The organism is Clostridium sp., from assembly GCF_050717515.1.
In the GTDB taxonomy this organism is placed as follows: Bacteria; Bacillota; Clostridia; order Clostridiales; family Clostridiaceae; genus Clostridium_AD.
In genome coordinates this window covers 14,498-32,224 of sequence record NZ_JBOITL010000027.1, presented here as the reverse complement: position 1 = coordinate 32,224, position 17,727 = coordinate 14,498, and the positions used below count along the sequence as shown (strand labels likewise).

The following is a 17,727-nucleotide window of genomic DNA, read 5'->3' as shown; positions in this document are numbered from 1 at the left end:
ATTTCATTATGAAGTACTAATCTTGAGCGATGAAACTTTTTGTTAGGAGACGTTTGCCTTTAGCGTAGTCGAGCGATAACCTATATATAGATTATAAACCATAAATTTACACAATGATATATAAAAAGAGCCCACCAGTCAAGGCGGACTACATTATAATAATCTATTTCATTTATTTCTGATACTTTTCTAAACAAGATTTACATATGCAAGCTTTACCCCTTTTATCAATAGGAATTAAATCTAATATGTACTTTGGAAATTTAACTGTATCGCACCAGCATCCACCTTGATCATGTTGACAATTATTGTCTTGTCCACAAAGTGGGCATATTCTTTCTACTTCTTTTATAGTCAATTTTATCTCTCCTTCATCCTTTTTCACTATCCAATATTAATTATATAGTTATTCCATATCTAATATCCATATAATATTAGTATCTATTTATCTAATAATCTTCCCATTATAACTGTATTATAATAGTTTCCATCTTTATGAATACGATCCTTTATTAATAATCCTTCTTCTACAAATCCATATCTTTTATATAATTGAATCGCTTTTGTATTTGTTTGTACCACAGTTAACGAAATTTTTTCAATTTCCACAGTAGCTGCCCACATCAAAATATTATCTAGCAGTAATTGACCAATTCCATGACCCCAGTATTCCTTTGATATACATATTCCAAACTCTGCTTTATGTCTAAATCTACTTAGGTTACTTCCTTTGCATCGAGTAAATCCAACAATTTCGCCTTCTACTGCTGCAATTAGAAATATAGTTTTTTCTGCTATTGTATCTTCATAAATAAGTTTTTCAAAATCATCTGGCGTTAATAAACCTTCACCAGATTCCCTATCAAGATTTTCTGTTTCTCCATCAATTTTAACTCTTAATTTAGATAATTCAATTGCATCATGTTTTGTTGGACAACGAAGTATCCATGTTAGACTTTTACCTTCAATTTTTTTGTTGCTAATAATCATACATTACCTCCAGGGGTATTATTATTAAAAAAGTTCGTACCTAATTATGATTTAGCACTACTTGCTGTGAACAGTGTTCACCCTCGCCTTATGAGGGAGTAATCTACACTAAAACATCATGGGATTTGCGGTTAGTTCTTTAGTATAAGTCTTTCAGTTTTTATTTTGATAGTAAATTTTTTTCATCTTATCTTTTTCGTTTATAAACCAAAGATATTGGACCATCTTCGAAACCTAAACTTCTATAGAATTCCTCATTTCTGTTACTTCCCCTTAACATATATGTAACTTGTTTGCTGCTATCTAATATCTTATTTATTAAAATTTTACCAATACCTTTTCTTCTATATTCAGAATTAACCACTACATTATTTATTTGTCCATTAAATACATAATCAGTTGTACACCTGGCAAATCCAATCATTATTTCTTCATCCCATGCAGTAACTACTATTTGAGAATTTTCTACCATGGCTTTTAATCTATTAATATCATTAGTTTTGTCAATCCATCCTACCTGATTAAACAAAATTTGTAATTTATCATAATCAACTTTTTTATTTTTATAATACATAATCATAATATAACACACCCCCTTTAATTAATTTTCTAAGACATATATCTGATTATATTTCTAATCGTTAATATTCCTTCTTATATATTGATCATTCATTATAAAAGAAGAATATATATCAATTATTGTTTAAATTCTATATATAATTCCAAAAACCTATTTATCATTTTTCTATGGCTCTTTACAATATTATCTGGCAACTGATTAATGTCAAAAAAAGCAAACCCAAGAGATTCACTTTCATCTATTACTAAATCACCATTCACTTCGTTTGTATAATACGCAACTGTAACAGAATAGAACTCATCACCATTTTGAACTTTCAAAAAATTGCCTGGGCCTGAAAATACATCTATTAAGTTTAGTTTTCCAATTGTTAGACCCGCTTCTTCAAATACTTCTCTTCTTGCAGTATCTTCAGTTGATTCTCCTAATTCCATCAAGCCTCCTGCCAATCCCCACATGCCATATGAGGTTGTTTTACGTTTTTGTAGTAATATTCTTTTTTTATCATTTATAATAATAGTTACTGCACCTACTAAAATAAGAGGTTGATGTCCTACTATTTTTCTTAGCTCCTCTACATAACTCATTTTATTCCTCCAAAAAATTGTGGCAATCTGACAATTCACTATATATTATGATACAATTTTAATTAGAAAATTTTACCTAATTAAAATAAAGTACAACTTTTATAAATCGTCAATAAATTCTTCAATGACTGATTTAAATTCTTCGTTGTTCTCAATGTATAACATGTGTTTTCCCTGCATAATTTTAATTGTTTTATTAGGAAACATAAATTTTTTATAATGATTTGGCCCAATAGCGTAATCCTCATTGCCAGTTATAACAAGTACAGGAACAGTTATTTCATTTGTAATATCAAAATAATTCATGAAATACTCTTTGTTGCTAAAAGCCTGATTTGCCATAGTTGCATTAAAATTTTCTATTTGATTACTAACATCATTTACTCTTAAAAAGTTATTATAATCTTTATATTGGAGTTTATAAAATATATCTTTTTCAATAAGTACATTAATTATATATTTCCATTTTTCTAAATTAGAATTATATGATATAGATTGTAATTCTTCTTTAGATAATAGATTAGATCCATAATATATTTGACTCTTAAAAGAGTCCTCCATATTAAGAGTTGTATTTGATAGGATAAGTTTATGCACAAAATTCTGATATTTGTAAACATAATTTGTGGCGATAATTCCTCCAAATGAATGTGCCATTACTATCCACTTTGATATTCCTAAATTTTTTCTTATTTCTTCAATATCATCTATTATTCTCTCTATAGAATAATCATCAGCACTAGTCCCTCCTGACCTTGCACTTCCTCTTTGGTCAAAATATATTATTTGCATAAAGCTTTCTAAAGAATTACCACCTAATACTTCGAAATCAAGACTACCTTCACCTGGTCCACCATGAATAAATATACAAGGTATGCCCTGTCCAGACTTTTTTACATATAGCTTAACTTTATCACTCATTTCTATATACATTTACTTATCCCCCTTATCATTTTGCTATAACATTTTACAATTACGTTGCAATGAGATTAAATCCTACTCAAGTTACCATTATTTTTCTCCGTTAATACTCTCCTGATTGTTTTTTGTTTTAATACATTAATAATTTTTCTAGATAATTTATACGATTCACCAGCTCCAAAAACTATAATTATATCTCCATTTTTAACTTCGTTAACAATTTTGTTACATATTTCATCATAGTTTTCTATATACTCTGCTGTATTTATATTTATTTCATTAGCCAATATTTCTAAATTGACAGGTTCAATATTTTTATTTACTTCTCTTCCTAAAAATGGTTTTGAAATAATAACTCTATCTGCTTTTTTTAATGCCACTACAAACTCATTAAAAAACAACTTTGTTCTTGAAACTTGATGTGGTTCAAAAATGACAAAAACTTTTTTTCCTGGATAAATAATTTTAATTGAGTCTAATGTTGCTGCTACAGCTGTAGGATGATGGGCAAAATCATCATAAATCTTAACATCTTCAATATCTCCTATTAGTTCTAATCTTCTTCCTATTCCTTTAAAATCTTTAAATGAATCCTTTATTATATTTATATCAACACCTAACTCTAAAGCAGCAATAAATACCCCTAAAGAGTTCTCAATATTATGTTTGCCTATTAATCCTAACTCAAAATCACTTTCTTTATCCCCATATATTATTTTATATGTTGAATATTCAGAGGTAGTTGAACCCAATACTGCTTTATATTCCATACCAAAAGGGAAATCAAACCTATTATTTATATAATATCCTATAACTCTTACTTGTTTCTCTTTTATCCAATCTTTTAATTCATATAAAATTTCTCTAAGAGCTATACTTTCTTCGTTAACAATTAGAATTTTTGGGCTTTCAAGCTTTTTTATAAACTTTTTAAAAGAATCTTTAACTTCATCTAAATCTTTGAAAAATTCTGGGTGATCCATTTCAACATTATTTATTATAGCTATGGAGGAACTATAATTCAGAAAATTATTATTAAATTCATCAGCCTCACAAACAAAATAATTTGATTTTCCTATTCTATATCCCCCTCCCCAATGCTTAAAAGTTGTCCCAGCTTCAACAATTGGATCTAACCCTGCATTTTCCAAAACAAGCCCCATTAAAATCGTAGTTGTTGATTTACCATGCGTACCTGCAATAGAAATAACAAACTTTTCATCTTGTATATATTTAGCCGAGAATTCTTGCCATGTCATTAAAATTCCACTTTTTCTAGCTTCTATAATTTCTGGATGATTAGGAGAAATATCTAAAATAGCAGGTGATATAGCTAAAATATCAATGTCCTCTATATGTTTTAAATCATGGCCATTTACAACCTCTATACTATTTTCTATAAGGATATCACTATAATAACCCGACACATTCAAGTCACATCCTGATACATCAAAGCCCACATTTTTTGCTATAATTGCTATAGGCGCAGTCCCGCTTCCGCATATCCCCATAAAATGCACTTTAGTTTTATTTTTCAATCTAATTCACTCCCGTTATTTTTGTTTTTGTTTATAATACTAGATTACAATTACATTGTTAAGCGAAGTTAGTTTTCCTAACTCCGATTTAATACTTCTCCATTATGTAAAAATATATTACTCGAAAATATCAATGCCAAAATACTTACTAAGAGGTGTTTTTCTACCTTCACTATCCCAAATTTGATATAAAGCAAATATTTTTTTTGGATCTCCTTTTCCTAATACCTCCACTAACTTTTTAACAGTATGAAAGCTCCTATGATATTCATACATAATTCTTTCCATACTATTAGAATAACTTTCTACTCCAAACTCCTCTATTGAACTAATCTTAAATATATTTTTATAGTACATAATATAGTCCCATTCAACTTGCGAAATGCACTCAAATTCTTCATTGTTCAATAGATACTTCCTACTAAGATAGTCACACATACCTTCTTCAAACCATATTCCACTGTATCTATTATTATCAAAATCATCTAGAAAAAGATCTGAATGATGAGTAAACTCATGCCCTATCATTGTTAATAAAAAATTTGTTGATATATTCTGATAATAATTACTATTCCCTTTGTTGGGTACATCTTTATTAATATCTCCATATATTTTCTTCCATGTGTTTATATCAGGTGTAATACATATAAATCTATCATTTGTATAAGCTGGTATAGGTACATTGGAGAAAACTGTTGTTGCTAATTGAGATGTAGTCCATACTATTGCCTTAGGATAATTTATTAATTTGTAATCTTGTTCTAATATTTTTATATAGTCTTCTAATTTAATTAAAAGGTTATCAATCATAATTTTATATTTTTCTGCTTCCTTAGTACTTTCAAATGCTAAAACTTGCTTTATTTTATTTTCTAACATTTAATATTCCTCCTCTATGGTAGAAGATATTCTCTATTTTTTAACCTTTAATAGATTTCGCAGACCTAGTACGACTACATTTGGGCTGAAAAATGTGTATTGGCAATGGGTTAGCTACTAACCTACATATAGATTACTTCAATATATTATCTCCTTTAATCCTAGCAGATCTTTTGAATAATAATCTATGTTGTCTACTTTCGGAGTTCTTACTAGAATCCCTTTTATCCCTGCCTTTTCTGGACCCTTAACGTCTGCTAACAAACTATCGCCTACCATCCATACTTTTTGAGGGTTTTCAAATTGTTTTAAAGCAAATTCATAAATTTTATGATTTGGCTTTTCAAAACCGATATTAGCTGATGATATACACTTGTAAATGCATTTCTTTAATCCCAGTAAATTAACTATATCAGGTAACTCTGGTATATGATTTGACAATATAATGTTTTTCCATCCATTTAATTTAAAATAAGTTAGTACTTCTACTGTATCATCGTATAACTTAAATTCATCAGGTTTAACTAACTCATGATGAGCTTGTTTTGCATACTTATTGGCCCTATCCGCATCTATATAAAGTAACTTATATGCTTCTTCAAATGTACTTTCTACAAGTTTCCACCATGCACCTTGAATTGTTAAATATGAATAATCATGCCTATAGTCTTGCCATGGAATTCCGAGTATTTTTAATTTCTTGAATTGTTCTATTGTAATTTTAGTATTCGGTTCATTGTATAATAGAACCTTATGCAAGGCTTTACTAATCATCCAATCATTGTGTGCCAAAGTTCCTTGAAAATCCCAAAATATAATCTTATTTATAATAATCACCCTCTTTTATAATCATCGCCAAAATCACTGTTGTTGGTGGTAATTTAAAATTCTACTAAACTTAATTTCTAAGTTCTTGTGTACCAATATAATTGTGTGCTGTTAATATAGTAGTAACCATATTCATGGACCAATTGCAGTTTTTCTCAAAATACCCCTTTTTATCAAAACCTTCTACTAGCTTTAATCTGTCATATTCAACATACTGTCTTGATGTTGTAATGTTGCCTTCAAAAATATCTAATATAATATATTGTGCTCTTGGATCTCCATTAAAGGGCATTCCTACTGAACTAGGACATATAAACCTTTTCCCATTTACTTCTTCATCCATGAACAAATGATAATGACCAAAAATACAAACATCACATTCCATCCCACTAGCAATCTCAGCTAGCCCTCTCATATTAGGAATATTATTTTCTCTTTTTAAACTATCAACTACTGTAAAAACCTCAATCTTCGATGGATTATGGCACAAATACATAGAGATTCCTTCCGCCTCTATAAAAATATTAGATGGAAGGGACTTCAAAAATGATACACGTTCTATACCTAGTTCGTTGTATATTTGCTTATTTACCGGATATATCCCATCAGCATTTTCTTCTATCGGAGCTATTAATTCATCAATATTACCTGATATAATTAAATGTTTTTGGCTTTGATTTTGGTAACGCATTAACAAATCAACAGTTTGATTTGATCCATAACCTCCAAAAATATAATCACCAAGAAAAAAAATCATATCGGTATCTCTATTATTTATATCCTTCAATACTGCCTCAAAAGCAATATGATTACTATGTATATCAGCAACTACTGCAATTCTCATAAAATACTTTTCCCCCTAATAAATTCATCATAATATAATACTTCCACCGCATTATACATCAATCACTAACCTATATATAGATTATAAACCACAATTTAACATATTGCTATATAAAAAGAGGCCACTATTAAGGTCATCGTGTTCGTTTTTGAGGTGCGAAACATAATTTTACATTCCATTTAACAGATAAAAACGCAAGTCAATTAACTTACGTTTTTATAATTCACTTAATTATTTAATTATACAAAACATTTAATAATTTTCTCTAATGTATTTAAATATTTGATGAGTTAAACCAATTGATATTGGAAGCAACAATACAAAAATACTTATTATAAACAACATATTTAAAACAATAATACTATTTACAAAAATATCAAATATAACATTTTCAAATAAAAATCCAATTATTTTGAAAAGTATAAACCAATAAATCAAAATATTTAATATAAATATTCCTTTCATACCAATTTTTTTCACGAAAGTCCCCCCTTTTTTTAATTATTGATAAATTATAATTATGTCTCAAGTATTGTTTTATAATTTTGATTAAGCTTTTATTCTTCTGATACTTAACATTTTACTTTCAATTATATTAATTCCATTATATACCTATTGAAAATAATTTACTACAATTTTTCCAACATCATCCCACTCCTTAACACAAAGCAAAATGCGTTGGCTGAAGAACCTCGATCTTCTTAACCAACACATTAAGGTACCATTAGCATTAATACTATTTAGCGAACTGTTTGACTTATAGAACCTTAATTTCTTTAATCTGATACTCCCCATTTCGTAAATCTACTTTAAATAGTCCACCTGGGACAGATTTTACTAAGTTGATATCTGCTTCACAGCAAGTTGTTTGATTATCTACTAATGTCTTTAACACAGCGCCATGTGTTACAATTAATATATTTACATCAGAATATATGCTATCGTAGTAATTTAAGCCTTGTATTGCTCTTGAAAAAACATTCTTTTCTGACTCCATTTCAGGGACGTCTAAATCGGGAAACTTAAATTTAATTTCTTCTCCTAACAACCCTTCCGCTAAACCAAAATTTCTCTCGATAAATAATTCATCAATTGCTATTTCTCCTTTGTAACCAATACTATTTGAAAAAATCAACGCACTCTCATTGGCACGAGATAGAGGGCTAGATACAATATAGTTAATATCACCAATACTTTTTTTGAAGATAAAAGCAACTTGTTCAATTTTGTTTTTTCCTGTTTCATTTAATGGAATATCTGTGTGTCCTTGACACCTATCAATAGCATTCCAATCTGTTTCTCCATGTCTTAGTAAAAAAATACTCACAAAACCATCTCCTATTTTTGGTCTAGAAATAATATTTTCATAAACCACCAATTTAAGTGGCTGATATTATACTCATTTAAGAAAGTTAAACCATTCATCTGCTAAAATTGCATACTCATATGTATCACTCCAAATAGGGATTCCCTTTTCATCATGTTTAAAATATATGTTTTTCAGTAAATGTCCTTCTCTTCTCATATTTAATCGTTCTAACAAATTCGGTGAAGAAGTATTTAAAGGATTGCACATCGCAATTATTCTACGAGCCTTTAATTGTTTAAATCCATAGCCTAAAATCTCTTTACAAGCTTCTGTAGCATAACCTTTCCGCCAATATGCATAGTTAAAAACATAACCAATTTCCCATGTGAAAAACTCATTAGGTTCTTGTCGCTGAAAATATACATTGCCTATTAATTTATTATTCTCTTTTAAGCAAACGGCCCAAAAAGCATCTTGCTGTGAACGATATATTGCCTCTTGTTTACACTCATCTTCGGTATAAACTTCATATGGTTCATATTTAACCACTATTTCCTGAGAAAGATATTCATATAAATCTTTCCAGTCATCACAAGAGAATTTTCTTAATATTAATCTTTCTGTTTCTAAAAAATTCATGATATTACTCCCTATACACTAGATTTAAATTATCTTCATTTTATTATACCAATCCAATTTAACTAACAATAAAATTATAATTATAAATTTAAATTAACACAATGGAAAGAATATTAATAATTATTTTTTCCATTACGTTTATTTATTTTTGTTAGCTTATAAACTACAATTACGAATTAACTTATAAGCGATCTTGTCTATAATCCAAGCTGAATGTTTTTTTGTTATATGTTGCTTACTTTACTCTAACTATATCGATAGTATCATGAAAATTTTCTTTTATTGCATTAATTGCAAATCCTCTATGATCTGCTCCCAATATAAATACTAATTTTTTGCCAATGTTTTTCTCGATAATATTTATGATGTTTTTATCAATATGTTTATCACGTTCCTTGTAAAAATTCGCCATTTCTTCATATGGTGTCTTTTTTAATAAAGACTCTAATTGGTTGTAATATATGTCACATATAATATCATACCTACCATCATTTAACTCAGCAGCAGTCAAATTAGTATCTATCATTTCATTTCGTTTATTTCCACATATATCTAACGCATACCTTTCTTTGGTTAATAAAGGATCTATTTCGAATTTATTTTGCATTTCATTTATATAAAAATTATTAAAGTAACCTTCTGGTATAAGTTTCCCCTCTACACTCTTTTCATAGTAATCAACCCCAAACACTCCTATATGTTTAGACCATCTAAAAAGTGCTTCAATCATTTCATAAGGATAATATTTACTAAGGTATTCTCTAGATTGACTCATGTCTTCTTCTCTAATTTCAACACCTAATATATTTGGATTAAAATCATCTATAATCTTAAAAACATCATCATAGGTATACGTATTACTCTCTTTATGGAATTTATGCATAGTGCCAAGTACTAAAACTTGAGTTTTTTCTTTTTTTAAACTATTCATCCTTATACCCCCATTTGTTGTATGATTTCTTTATTAAATTGCAAATAACGTTTCGTGTTGCCGACGTTCAAAGTTTCACCTAACTGAAGATTGTGATCATTATGTATTGTCCCAATCTCCAACCAATGGACTATTTAAAATTCGATATTTATGATTAGAATTCCAGATAACAATTAACTTATTAAAATTCTTATCTGGTTCCAACATTAATTCTGCTAGGTCATCAATTTCTATTAAATCATTTTCTGTTAATATATCAAATTTACCATCTATATAGCATGGTTGAAATTTATATGAAATTTCATCATTCATCAATGCATGAAAATCATAAAAAATTGATTTGCTAACTGCTTTTAAAGAGTCACCAGTCAAGTCGAACAATAACATTTTGTTAGTGGATGAAATATGCTAATCACTCTGTAAATTTAAGATGCATTTACATCTAATTCCTTTTTTAAATCATTAAAAGCTTCTACTAACCAGAGATAAGAAAATCCAAGTTCGTCTTTTGTTTCAAATAAATATTCCCAACCTTTGATAGTCGGAGAGTTGAATGGTAACCTATATATAGATTATAAACCATAAATTTACACATTGCTATATAAAAAGAGCCCACTCCAATAAGATATCATTTCCTCAACAGGTATCTCAGAAATAGGAACATCGTAACCTTCAGATCAACCATTAAAAGCCATTCCACTAGCCTAAATTAGACTGTAAATAAACTTCTTTCTTTTGTTCTTCAGTAATTCAAATGTATTACTACTATACTTCGTTAACTAACCTTTTAAGTACCATTCAGGAGCACCATTGGTTTCAAAATCATGTGTGTTAAATATTTCAATTTGTCGCTCCCTTACTTTATCCAACTGGTTATATGCATGACCACCAAGCATACTTGCATGAAAATTTAATGCAACAAATAAATTATATTTTCTCCAAAATATATCTGGAACATTACCATTAAAATAACCATCTATCTGACCTTTTGAGAACTGTACACTTATTTCATTTGTATATTTAGGAAGTTTAAAAAAATCTTCTATGGGGTCACCCCAATCGAATCTATTAAAATCTATAATTCCAATTAATTCGTTCCCATTAATTATTATATTCATAGGTTGAAAATCATCGTGTTGAAATCTGATGCAACTTTCTCTTAATATTCTAAAATTGTCTTCAATATAATTCTCTATTTTAGCCTGCTTATAAAAGCTACAGCCTAATTCAAATAATTGTTTTTTCTTTAATTGATACTTTTCCCATCTTTTCTTATACCAGTTAAAAGTTTCTGAAGGTTTAATTTCATGAATTTTTCTAAGTTCATTTGCAGCTTCATACCCTAATGAGTACTGTATTTCTTTGGGGAGCAATGGCAATACCTCATCTCCACTTTTTCCTTCTAAATATGTTAATATAGTAATACATACATTGCATTTTTCTAATATAAAAAATTCTAATGGTTTTGAGCATTTAACACCATTGTTATAATGAATATTTAAATAGTAAAATTCTTGTTTTTTTCTATTATAATCCTTAATATTAGAAACTTTCATGAGTACTGATATGTTATTAGTAAGTTGTAGCAAATATTTTTCATCGTTAGAATAACCTTTTATTAAAGGTTTAATATTTTCAACTTTATATTTAGTAAGATATGATAATGTTTCATCAATAATTGTACATTGCATGTCGTTCATTAAATACTCCCCCTCAGATGAATAATAAAAGAAAATTATGAATTAACGTAACTCATGTTATGCTTATACTACGGTGCTCTCACTTTCTGTTAATTTATGCAAAAATCGAGTTTCGTTTATAAATGGACGAACATAATCTGATATGACTAATGGCAAGCGTCGTCCAAACCATTCATGCATTTTAATGTTATGCAAATGCATTGACATAAAGAAATATATACTTGCAATAAAGAAAGCTTCAATTGAACGGTAATCGTTTTGATTAAGTGGGCGATGTTTTGAATATCCATCAATTACCGCTTTTCTTAGCTGAGCATCATCGAATGTTCCCATAAGTCCTCCAAGGTCAAATAAAAATGGTCCATGACCACATAAGCCGAAATCTATAGGAGATACACTACCTTCGTGTATTATAATATTACCAAGCCCCAAGTCACTATGAATAAGACCGTACCAACCTTCTCGTGAATTTTCCTGCTTCATTTTATTGCATATACACATTGCCCCCTCATAGAGTTCAGTATACATATCATTGGTAAACAACCCCATGCCAATGCCTTCTTCAAGTGAATTTACCGCATTCATTACACGCGCGGAATCATATGTAGGACGTGGTAATTTGCAACTGTTTGGCCACTTAATAACATAGTCATGCATTTTTGCAACAAGTTCACCGACTAAAAATGCATTATGAATTGCTGTGTTTTCCAATTGGTTAAATGTTACGCCAGGCAACCACGATAGTAGTGTTGCAAATCCCTCATTTAATGGAAGATGAATTACATATCGACCATCTTTAGTTCTTATAGGCTTCTGAACATTAATATCACTATTTACACTTAACTCGCTCAAAAACATCATTTCGCTTTCAAGCCATTCAGCACGATGAATTAGAGGCAGTCCGTTTGCTGGTATGTGAATACGTAATATATAGTATAAGCCTTCTGAAAGTTCAACTTTCCAGACCAGATTCTCATTGTGGCGTAACAAGGTTAATGATGCATTCTCAATCCCATATTTCAATAAAGTATCTTTTGCTACATCTATAGGTTTCATAATAAATACCTCCGTTGCAATCATTTTTAATAATTATTCATTTTTCAGTTTTACCATATAGATTTGCTTATTTCTTATGGGGATTATATCTCTTTGTTATTAATTTCTAATAGTGCTTCAAAAAATAATTGTGACTGGTCCAGCATTGTCATATGTCCAGCATTAGGTATTAAATAAAACTTTTTATATGGAGCATTTATGCTATTAAAGTATTCTTGTGCAATAACATAGGGCGTTTGCCAATCATTTCCGCCTAAAATGTAGTAAATCGGTACTTTATATTCTGCTGGTTCTGATCTTAAATCAAAGGCTCCTAAAAATTCTAGTACCTTTTCGTTTGCTTTAAGCCCTTTTATCAATGCCGAAAGATCTGAGAACTTAAAAATAGGACTTTTAAATGCAGTTATAAATACGGAGAAATCAATCTTAACAGCTAAGTTATATTTACCTTGAATTCTACGTATTTTGTTACATTTGCCCATAAATTTAGCGTCATACTTATCTCCAGGGTAATCTCCTATTGCTTCAATTTTTTTTAGTGCTTTCTTGTCATTTGCTTCTATAATTAATTCCTTAACTTTTTCATACCCAACGCGTTCATTTTCAAGGAAACCAACAACTTGTCCGACTCCAATATAATAAGCTACTTCTTCTGGATATTGCTTTATAAACGTACTTCCTAAAACACTTCCCCAAGAATGACCAAGTATAATTATCTTTTGTTTATTATATTTTTTCTTTAGATATTGAATAATTTCAAACAAATCCTTTATCATCAAATCAATTGTAGGATATTTATCAGGATTCTTTGTAAGAGTTTTTCCAGAGCCACGTTGGTCCCAATGAACTACTGTAAAAATATCTTCCCATTTTTCTTGAAATGCATGTGCAAATAGTGATTCAGCGCTGCCAGGACCACCATGCAAAAACAACATTACTGGATTATCATACTTTGTACCAGAATGAAATAGATATTGATTAATGCCATTAATTGATACATATTCATCAATATAAATTAACCTCTTTAACTTATTTTTCATAATTCCAATTCTCCTTTTCTCTTTGTGGCACCTTTTTTTACAGTTGTGACATACCTTGTGAAGATAGCGAAGTAACCATGATTCACATTATACTCATAATATTCATTTTCCAAATATATTCATGACCCCGTTAGCATTCCAACAATGCATACTATAGTTTTTGTTTTGGTATTCTTCATCTTTGCCTCCCTTAATTATATAAATAAACCTCAATTTGAATTATTTACTGTTCAGCCACAAAATAAGAATATTGGAAATTAAAGAAAACACTATCCAATCGTTTTATTATTAAAATAACTTCGTAATTTCTCAGCGTATTCTAAACGTTCTTGTGGTTCCGATGTCTCTCTACTTGTTAAATATAAATTATCTTCTTTATACCTTGGAAATACATGAAGATGATAATGCCATACATCTTGATTCCCACAAGGTTCATTATGTTGTCTTGATGATACTCCATCACATTTATATACATCTTTAAATGCAATTGCTATTTCTCTTTCTACCTGATGGATTTTAGTAGAAAGTTCACTTGTTAAGTCATAAATATTTTCAAAATGGCTATTGGGGATAATAATGATATGTCCCTTATTATTTTTCCACCAACCAGCACCAATAAAAGCAGTTACGTAATTATCTTTATATACTATATCGGCTTGTTTAGTATATACATGTTCATTTTCGACCCCATTGACGATTAAGCAAAAGGGGCATATATAATCCTTTGGAGCATGATTGTACATATTTTTTCCTCCTTATTTGCACCGCATTTAAATACCGTTGCTACTTAATCACTAGAAAAATTAGACTTAAACATTCCTACTTCCTCCAAATGATTCAACGGAATCCATCCTTTTGCAAGTAGATCATCTTTTTTAGCTCCCCATATCCAACCATTTAATGTCTTATCCATAATAATGATTTCAGCCACTTCTATATCAAGTTCTCTTGCATCGTAATCTTCCAATATAAAGCCACTACCCCCAGTTCTATTAATTATGTGCTTAGGAACCCACCCTTCATTGTTTTCGCTTTTACAAAAAATCCAACCAGCCCAATCTCCATCTTCATTGGACTCTTCAACACATATAACTTTGTCACCTTCATACACAATTATTGGATTATCTGAATCAGTTTTCCTACTTTTAATCACTCGATATTTACACATACTTATATCTCCTCATCTTATTAAAAATCAGTCCATTTATTTCGAAATATTACCGTTTTTAAAACCTTCATGGCGTAATGTTATATAATAATCCCAATTACCTTTAAGTACAACTTCACTTTTTAAGATTCAAAAGTATTCTCAATAACGCCTGGTAATATGCTATATATAGATTTACCCATTTTTCCCTCAAAATATTTTTTTAGTTCCATGAAGGCTTTCCATTTGGGAACATTATATTCATTCACTCCATGTCGCAGGGCAACGTCAATCAGTCTTTTTTCTATCAGTGTAAAACCATTATGCAATGCTAACGCATCACACAATTGTATTAATTTATCATAATCATTATATTCAACCATATTAAAATAGTCTTGAACAAACTTATATTCCTCATCGCTGCAGTTTTTATTTACAACGTCGTCAATATCATAAATACTTTTAGTCGGGCAAGAATGAGTCATACAAATTTTTGCTAATAAATCATAGCCTAGTTTTTTAGAATAGTTATACCCACCCAATATATGTACCATAGTTGTTATTCCATATTTAAGGCTATCTCTCCTTCCAAAATCATGAAGCATCCCCAATATATAAGCAACCTCTGAATCCAATCCCTCACAATTTTCTGCTATTAGTTTTGCTGCCTGGGCAGTAAAAATTGAATGTTGTACCCATGGTCCTGGAAATAAAATTTCTGCTTCATTTAATAATAGTTTGGCTTCTTCTCTAGTTGGCACCCCTTGTTCAGAACATTTTTTCATATATGTACATCTCCCTTTAGTTGAATTTCTTATGTAATTAAAAAAATTTAAGCTCCGCTTTAGCTAATTTTTTTTATATGATTCTAATATCTCTGCAGAAAAAACATAATTATTTTTAGTTAACCTTTTTTTCTTAGAATTATCGATTGATGATGATATTTGCCACCTGTTTCAATCCTATCAAAACTAACTAAATCAAAATATTTAACTACAATATCTCTTATTTTTTTATCAGAATAAGATGAGAAAAATCTATGAGGTGTATATATGTCTTCTTCCCATATGCCTTCTTTATCTTCTCCGCCGTATATGCCCATAAAAAATAATCCTGAAGGTGAAAGTACCTTATCAATTTCCTCTAAAACTATCTCTAATTCTGATTTTTCAACGTGCAACAGACAATTCATAGCCCAAATTGCCTCAAATGTCTTATTCATGTGAGAAAGATTATAGTAATCTACTATATAAGCTTCAATCTCCTTTGTTCTACATATCTTTACCATCTCATCAGATAAATCTGTTGCTATTACTTGAAGACCGTTATCTATAAAAAATCTACTATCTCGGCCATTACCAGCACCTATATCAAGAATATTTCTTTTCCCTTCTACTTTTAAGAAATTCAGAAATTTATTTCGTGGACCAACTTTCCATTCCTGCATTTCATCTTTTCTTTCATGAGCATGATTATTATATGCTTGTTTTAATGTCTCTTTAATATTCATATGTGTATAAACAACTCCCTTTATCATCTTTTATAGGTTTCATTTCAAAGTCTATACTAATACAGCTAGCACTTCTTTCCCGGTTAAATCTCCGATGGATTATAGCACAAATACATAGAGATCCCATCCTCTTCTATTAAAATTTTTGATGAAAGAGGCTGCAAAAATGATACACGTTCTATACCTAGTTCTTTGTAACTTGTGATTCTATATATTTGTTCAAGCTGCATTTACGCTTGGTAAACAAGCAATTTTATATTTTCTTCTGTTGAAAGCAAGTCATTTTGTATACTATCGAACTTTTTTTTCAGTGAACCTATTACACTTTCTACATTGTTTGCAACACGCCGTGAACTATCTAATGATTCGCAAATTTTTGATTGTACAACCCAATCAGATATAAGACCATCAAAAAAATAATCTGCAAATGTTTCGAAAGAACCAATATTTATATCTATATTCATTATTAAATTTACATCGGATAATTCATTTTGGAATCGTATCAATGCAATTTTTGTATGATGTACATATTCCTTAGCTTCATCAATATGTGAGTGCTTAGCTGCAGTGGCAAGTAAACCTCCACCTAATATATCCCATGTCCCCCAGCCTTCAGCACTTTCAAGAGAATCTATTACATGTCCAAGTTCAATTTGTACAGCATCACCTGACGCTATTGCTTCCTTCAATTCTTTATTCTGTGCTTCAAGGTCAGCTAGGTTGTCTATAAGTTGAAGTAGCTTTTTAGTATTACCATCATTTAATTGCAGTATAAACTCTTCTTTGTGCTTTAATATAGTTTCATATTCACAATCTACACCAGCTAGACTGTTCAATGAAGATTTATAAGATGCAAGTTCCCTCTCTAATGCTAAAACTGATTTGCAACACTCATCATACTTTAGCCTAGCAGAAAGCAACTCTTGCCTCTCCTTTTCAAGCTGTTGATGTTTACTCCCAAGTATAGAATAAAATATACTAGTAATACTTAATGATTCAAGTTTTTTAACATCACTATCCTCATCTTTAAGAATATTTTCCAGCCCTATCTTTCTCTCTAATTCTTTTTGCAATGATTCCCTAGTCTGGTTAACCAAACTTTGAAATTTCTTTTTTCTCAATAATTTTTCTTTAACATTTATGAGTTCCCTGTTAAGTTCTTCAAACATGCTAAACTTCCTCTCTCCTTATGACTTTTTTGTACAAGATAGTGCTTTGGCGATGATTC

Annotated in this window: 22 protein-coding genes; all 22 read right to left on the bottom strand. The window is 29.7% G+C overall.

The window, feature by feature from the left end; all coding sequences use genetic code 11:
• Positions 1-172: 172 nt before the first annotated feature.
• On the bottom strand, positions 173-385 hold the full coding sequence (locus ACREV6_RS12950) for a cysteine-rich CWC family protein (protein ID WP_431578451.1): 213 nt from the start codon (positions 383-385) through the stop codon (positions 173-175).
• Between the two features lie 56 nt (positions 386-441).
• On the bottom strand, positions 442-990 hold the full coding sequence (locus ACREV6_RS12945; RefSeq protein WP_431578450.1) for a GNAT family N-acetyltransferase: 549 nt from the start codon (positions 988-990) through the stop codon (positions 442-444).
• Positions 991-1,177: 187 nt separating this feature from the next.
• On the bottom strand, positions 1,178-1,570 hold the full coding sequence (locus ACREV6_RS12940; RefSeq protein ID WP_431578449.1) for a GNAT family N-acetyltransferase: 393 nt from the start codon (positions 1,568-1,570) through the stop codon (positions 1,178-1,180).
• Between the two features lie 116 nt (positions 1,571-1,686).
• On the bottom strand, positions 1,687-2,157 hold the full coding sequence (locus ACREV6_RS12935; RefSeq protein WP_431578448.1) for an NUDIX hydrolase: 471 nt from the start codon (positions 2,155-2,157) through the stop codon (positions 1,687-1,689).
• A 99-nt stretch (positions 2,158-2,256) separates the two neighbouring features.
• On the bottom strand, positions 2,257-3,090 hold the full coding sequence (locus tag ACREV6_RS12930) for an alpha/beta fold hydrolase (protein ID WP_431578447.1): 834 nt from the start codon (positions 3,088-3,090) through the stop codon (positions 2,257-2,259).
• 56 nt (positions 3,091-3,146) lie between these two features.
• The gene (gene murC, locus ACREV6_RS12925) at positions 3,147-4,616 is read right to left on the bottom strand and encodes a UDP-N-acetylmuramate--L-alanine ligase (RefSeq protein ID WP_431578446.1); all 1,470 of its coding nucleotides are present in this window, start codon (positions 4,614-4,616) and stop codon (positions 3,147-3,149) included.
• Positions 4,617-4,733: 117 nt separating this feature from the next.
• Positions 4,734-5,495, bottom strand: a complete 762-nt coding sequence (locus ACREV6_RS12920; RefSeq protein WP_431578445.1) for a hypothetical protein — start codon at positions 5,493-5,495, stop codon at positions 4,734-4,736.
• Positions 5,496-5,633: 138 nt separating this feature from the next.
• Positions 5,634-6,332: an HAD family hydrolase gene (locus ACREV6_RS12915; protein ID WP_431578444.1), complete on the bottom strand. Its 699-nt coding sequence runs from the start codon at positions 6,330-6,332 to the stop codon at positions 5,634-5,636.
• A gap of 61 nt (positions 6,333-6,393) precedes the next feature.
• Positions 6,394-7,167, bottom strand: a complete 774-nt coding sequence (locus ACREV6_RS12910; protein WP_431578443.1) for a metallophosphoesterase family protein — start codon at positions 7,165-7,167, stop codon at positions 6,394-6,396.
• A 252-nt stretch (positions 7,168-7,419) separates the two neighbouring features.
• On the bottom strand, positions 7,420-7,647 hold the full coding sequence (locus ACREV6_RS12905; RefSeq protein WP_431578442.1) for a hypothetical protein: 228 nt from the start codon (positions 7,645-7,647) through the stop codon (positions 7,420-7,422).
• 277 nt (positions 7,648-7,924) lie between these two features.
• Positions 7,925-8,494 carry a histidine phosphatase family protein gene (locus ACREV6_RS12900; protein WP_431578441.1) on the bottom strand — a complete coding sequence of 190 codons (570 nt, stop codon included), beginning with the start codon at positions 8,492-8,494 and terminating at the stop codon, positions 7,925-7,927.
• Between the two features lie 72 nt (positions 8,495-8,566).
• Positions 8,567-9,115 carry a GNAT family N-acetyltransferase gene (locus ACREV6_RS12895; RefSeq protein ID WP_431578440.1) on the bottom strand — a complete coding sequence of 183 codons (549 nt, stop codon included), beginning with the start codon at positions 9,113-9,115 and terminating at the stop codon, positions 8,567-8,569.
• Positions 9,116-9,350: 235 nt separating this feature from the next.
• Positions 9,351-10,046, bottom strand: coding sequence for a hypothetical protein (locus ACREV6_RS12890; protein WP_431578439.1), 696 nt, complete (start codon positions 10,044-10,046; stop codon positions 9,351-9,353).
• A 99-nt stretch (positions 10,047-10,145) separates the two neighbouring features.
• Positions 10,146-10,433, bottom strand: a complete 288-nt coding sequence (locus ACREV6_RS12885) for a hypothetical protein (protein ID WP_431578438.1) — start codon at positions 10,431-10,433, stop codon at positions 10,146-10,148.
• Positions 10,434-10,825: 392 nt separating this feature from the next.
• Entirely contained in the window at positions 10,826-11,746 is a 921-nt protein-coding gene (locus tag ACREV6_RS12880) for an aminoglycoside phosphotransferase family protein (protein ID WP_431578437.1), read from the bottom strand.
• 63 nt (positions 11,747-11,809) lie between these two features.
• Positions 11,810-12,802, bottom strand: a complete 993-nt coding sequence (locus ACREV6_RS12875; protein ID WP_431578436.1) for a phosphotransferase enzyme family protein — start codon at positions 12,800-12,802, stop codon at positions 11,810-11,812.
• 83 nt (positions 12,803-12,885) lie between these two features.
• Positions 12,886-13,842 (bottom strand): alpha/beta fold hydrolase, encoded by a 957-nt coding sequence (locus tag ACREV6_RS12870; RefSeq protein WP_431578435.1) that lies wholly within the window; start codon positions 13,840-13,842, stop codon positions 12,886-12,888.
• Between the two features lie 269 nt (positions 13,843-14,111).
• Positions 14,112-14,585: an HIT family protein gene (locus ACREV6_RS12865; protein WP_431578434.1), complete on the bottom strand. Its 474-nt coding sequence runs from the start codon at positions 14,583-14,585 to the stop codon at positions 14,112-14,114.
• Between the two features lie 44 nt (positions 14,586-14,629).
• Entirely contained in the window at positions 14,630-15,010 is a 381-nt protein-coding gene (locus ACREV6_RS12860; RefSeq protein ID WP_431578433.1) for an SH3 domain-containing protein, read from the bottom strand.
• A 122-nt stretch (positions 15,011-15,132) separates the two neighbouring features.
• Complete coding sequence (locus tag ACREV6_RS12855; protein WP_431578432.1) at positions 15,133-15,774, bottom strand: HDOD domain-containing protein; 642 nt, start codon at positions 15,772-15,774, stop codon at positions 15,133-15,135.
• 119 nt (positions 15,775-15,893) lie between these two features.
• Positions 15,894-16,499, bottom strand: coding sequence for a class I SAM-dependent methyltransferase (locus tag ACREV6_RS12850; protein WP_431578431.1), 606 nt, complete (start codon positions 16,497-16,499; stop codon positions 15,894-15,896).
• Positions 16,500-16,729: 230 nt separating this feature from the next.
• Positions 16,730-17,668, bottom strand: coding sequence for a hypothetical protein (locus ACREV6_RS12845; RefSeq protein WP_431578430.1), 939 nt, complete (start codon positions 17,666-17,668; stop codon positions 16,730-16,732).
• Between the last annotated feature and the right edge of the window lie 59 nt (positions 17,669-17,727).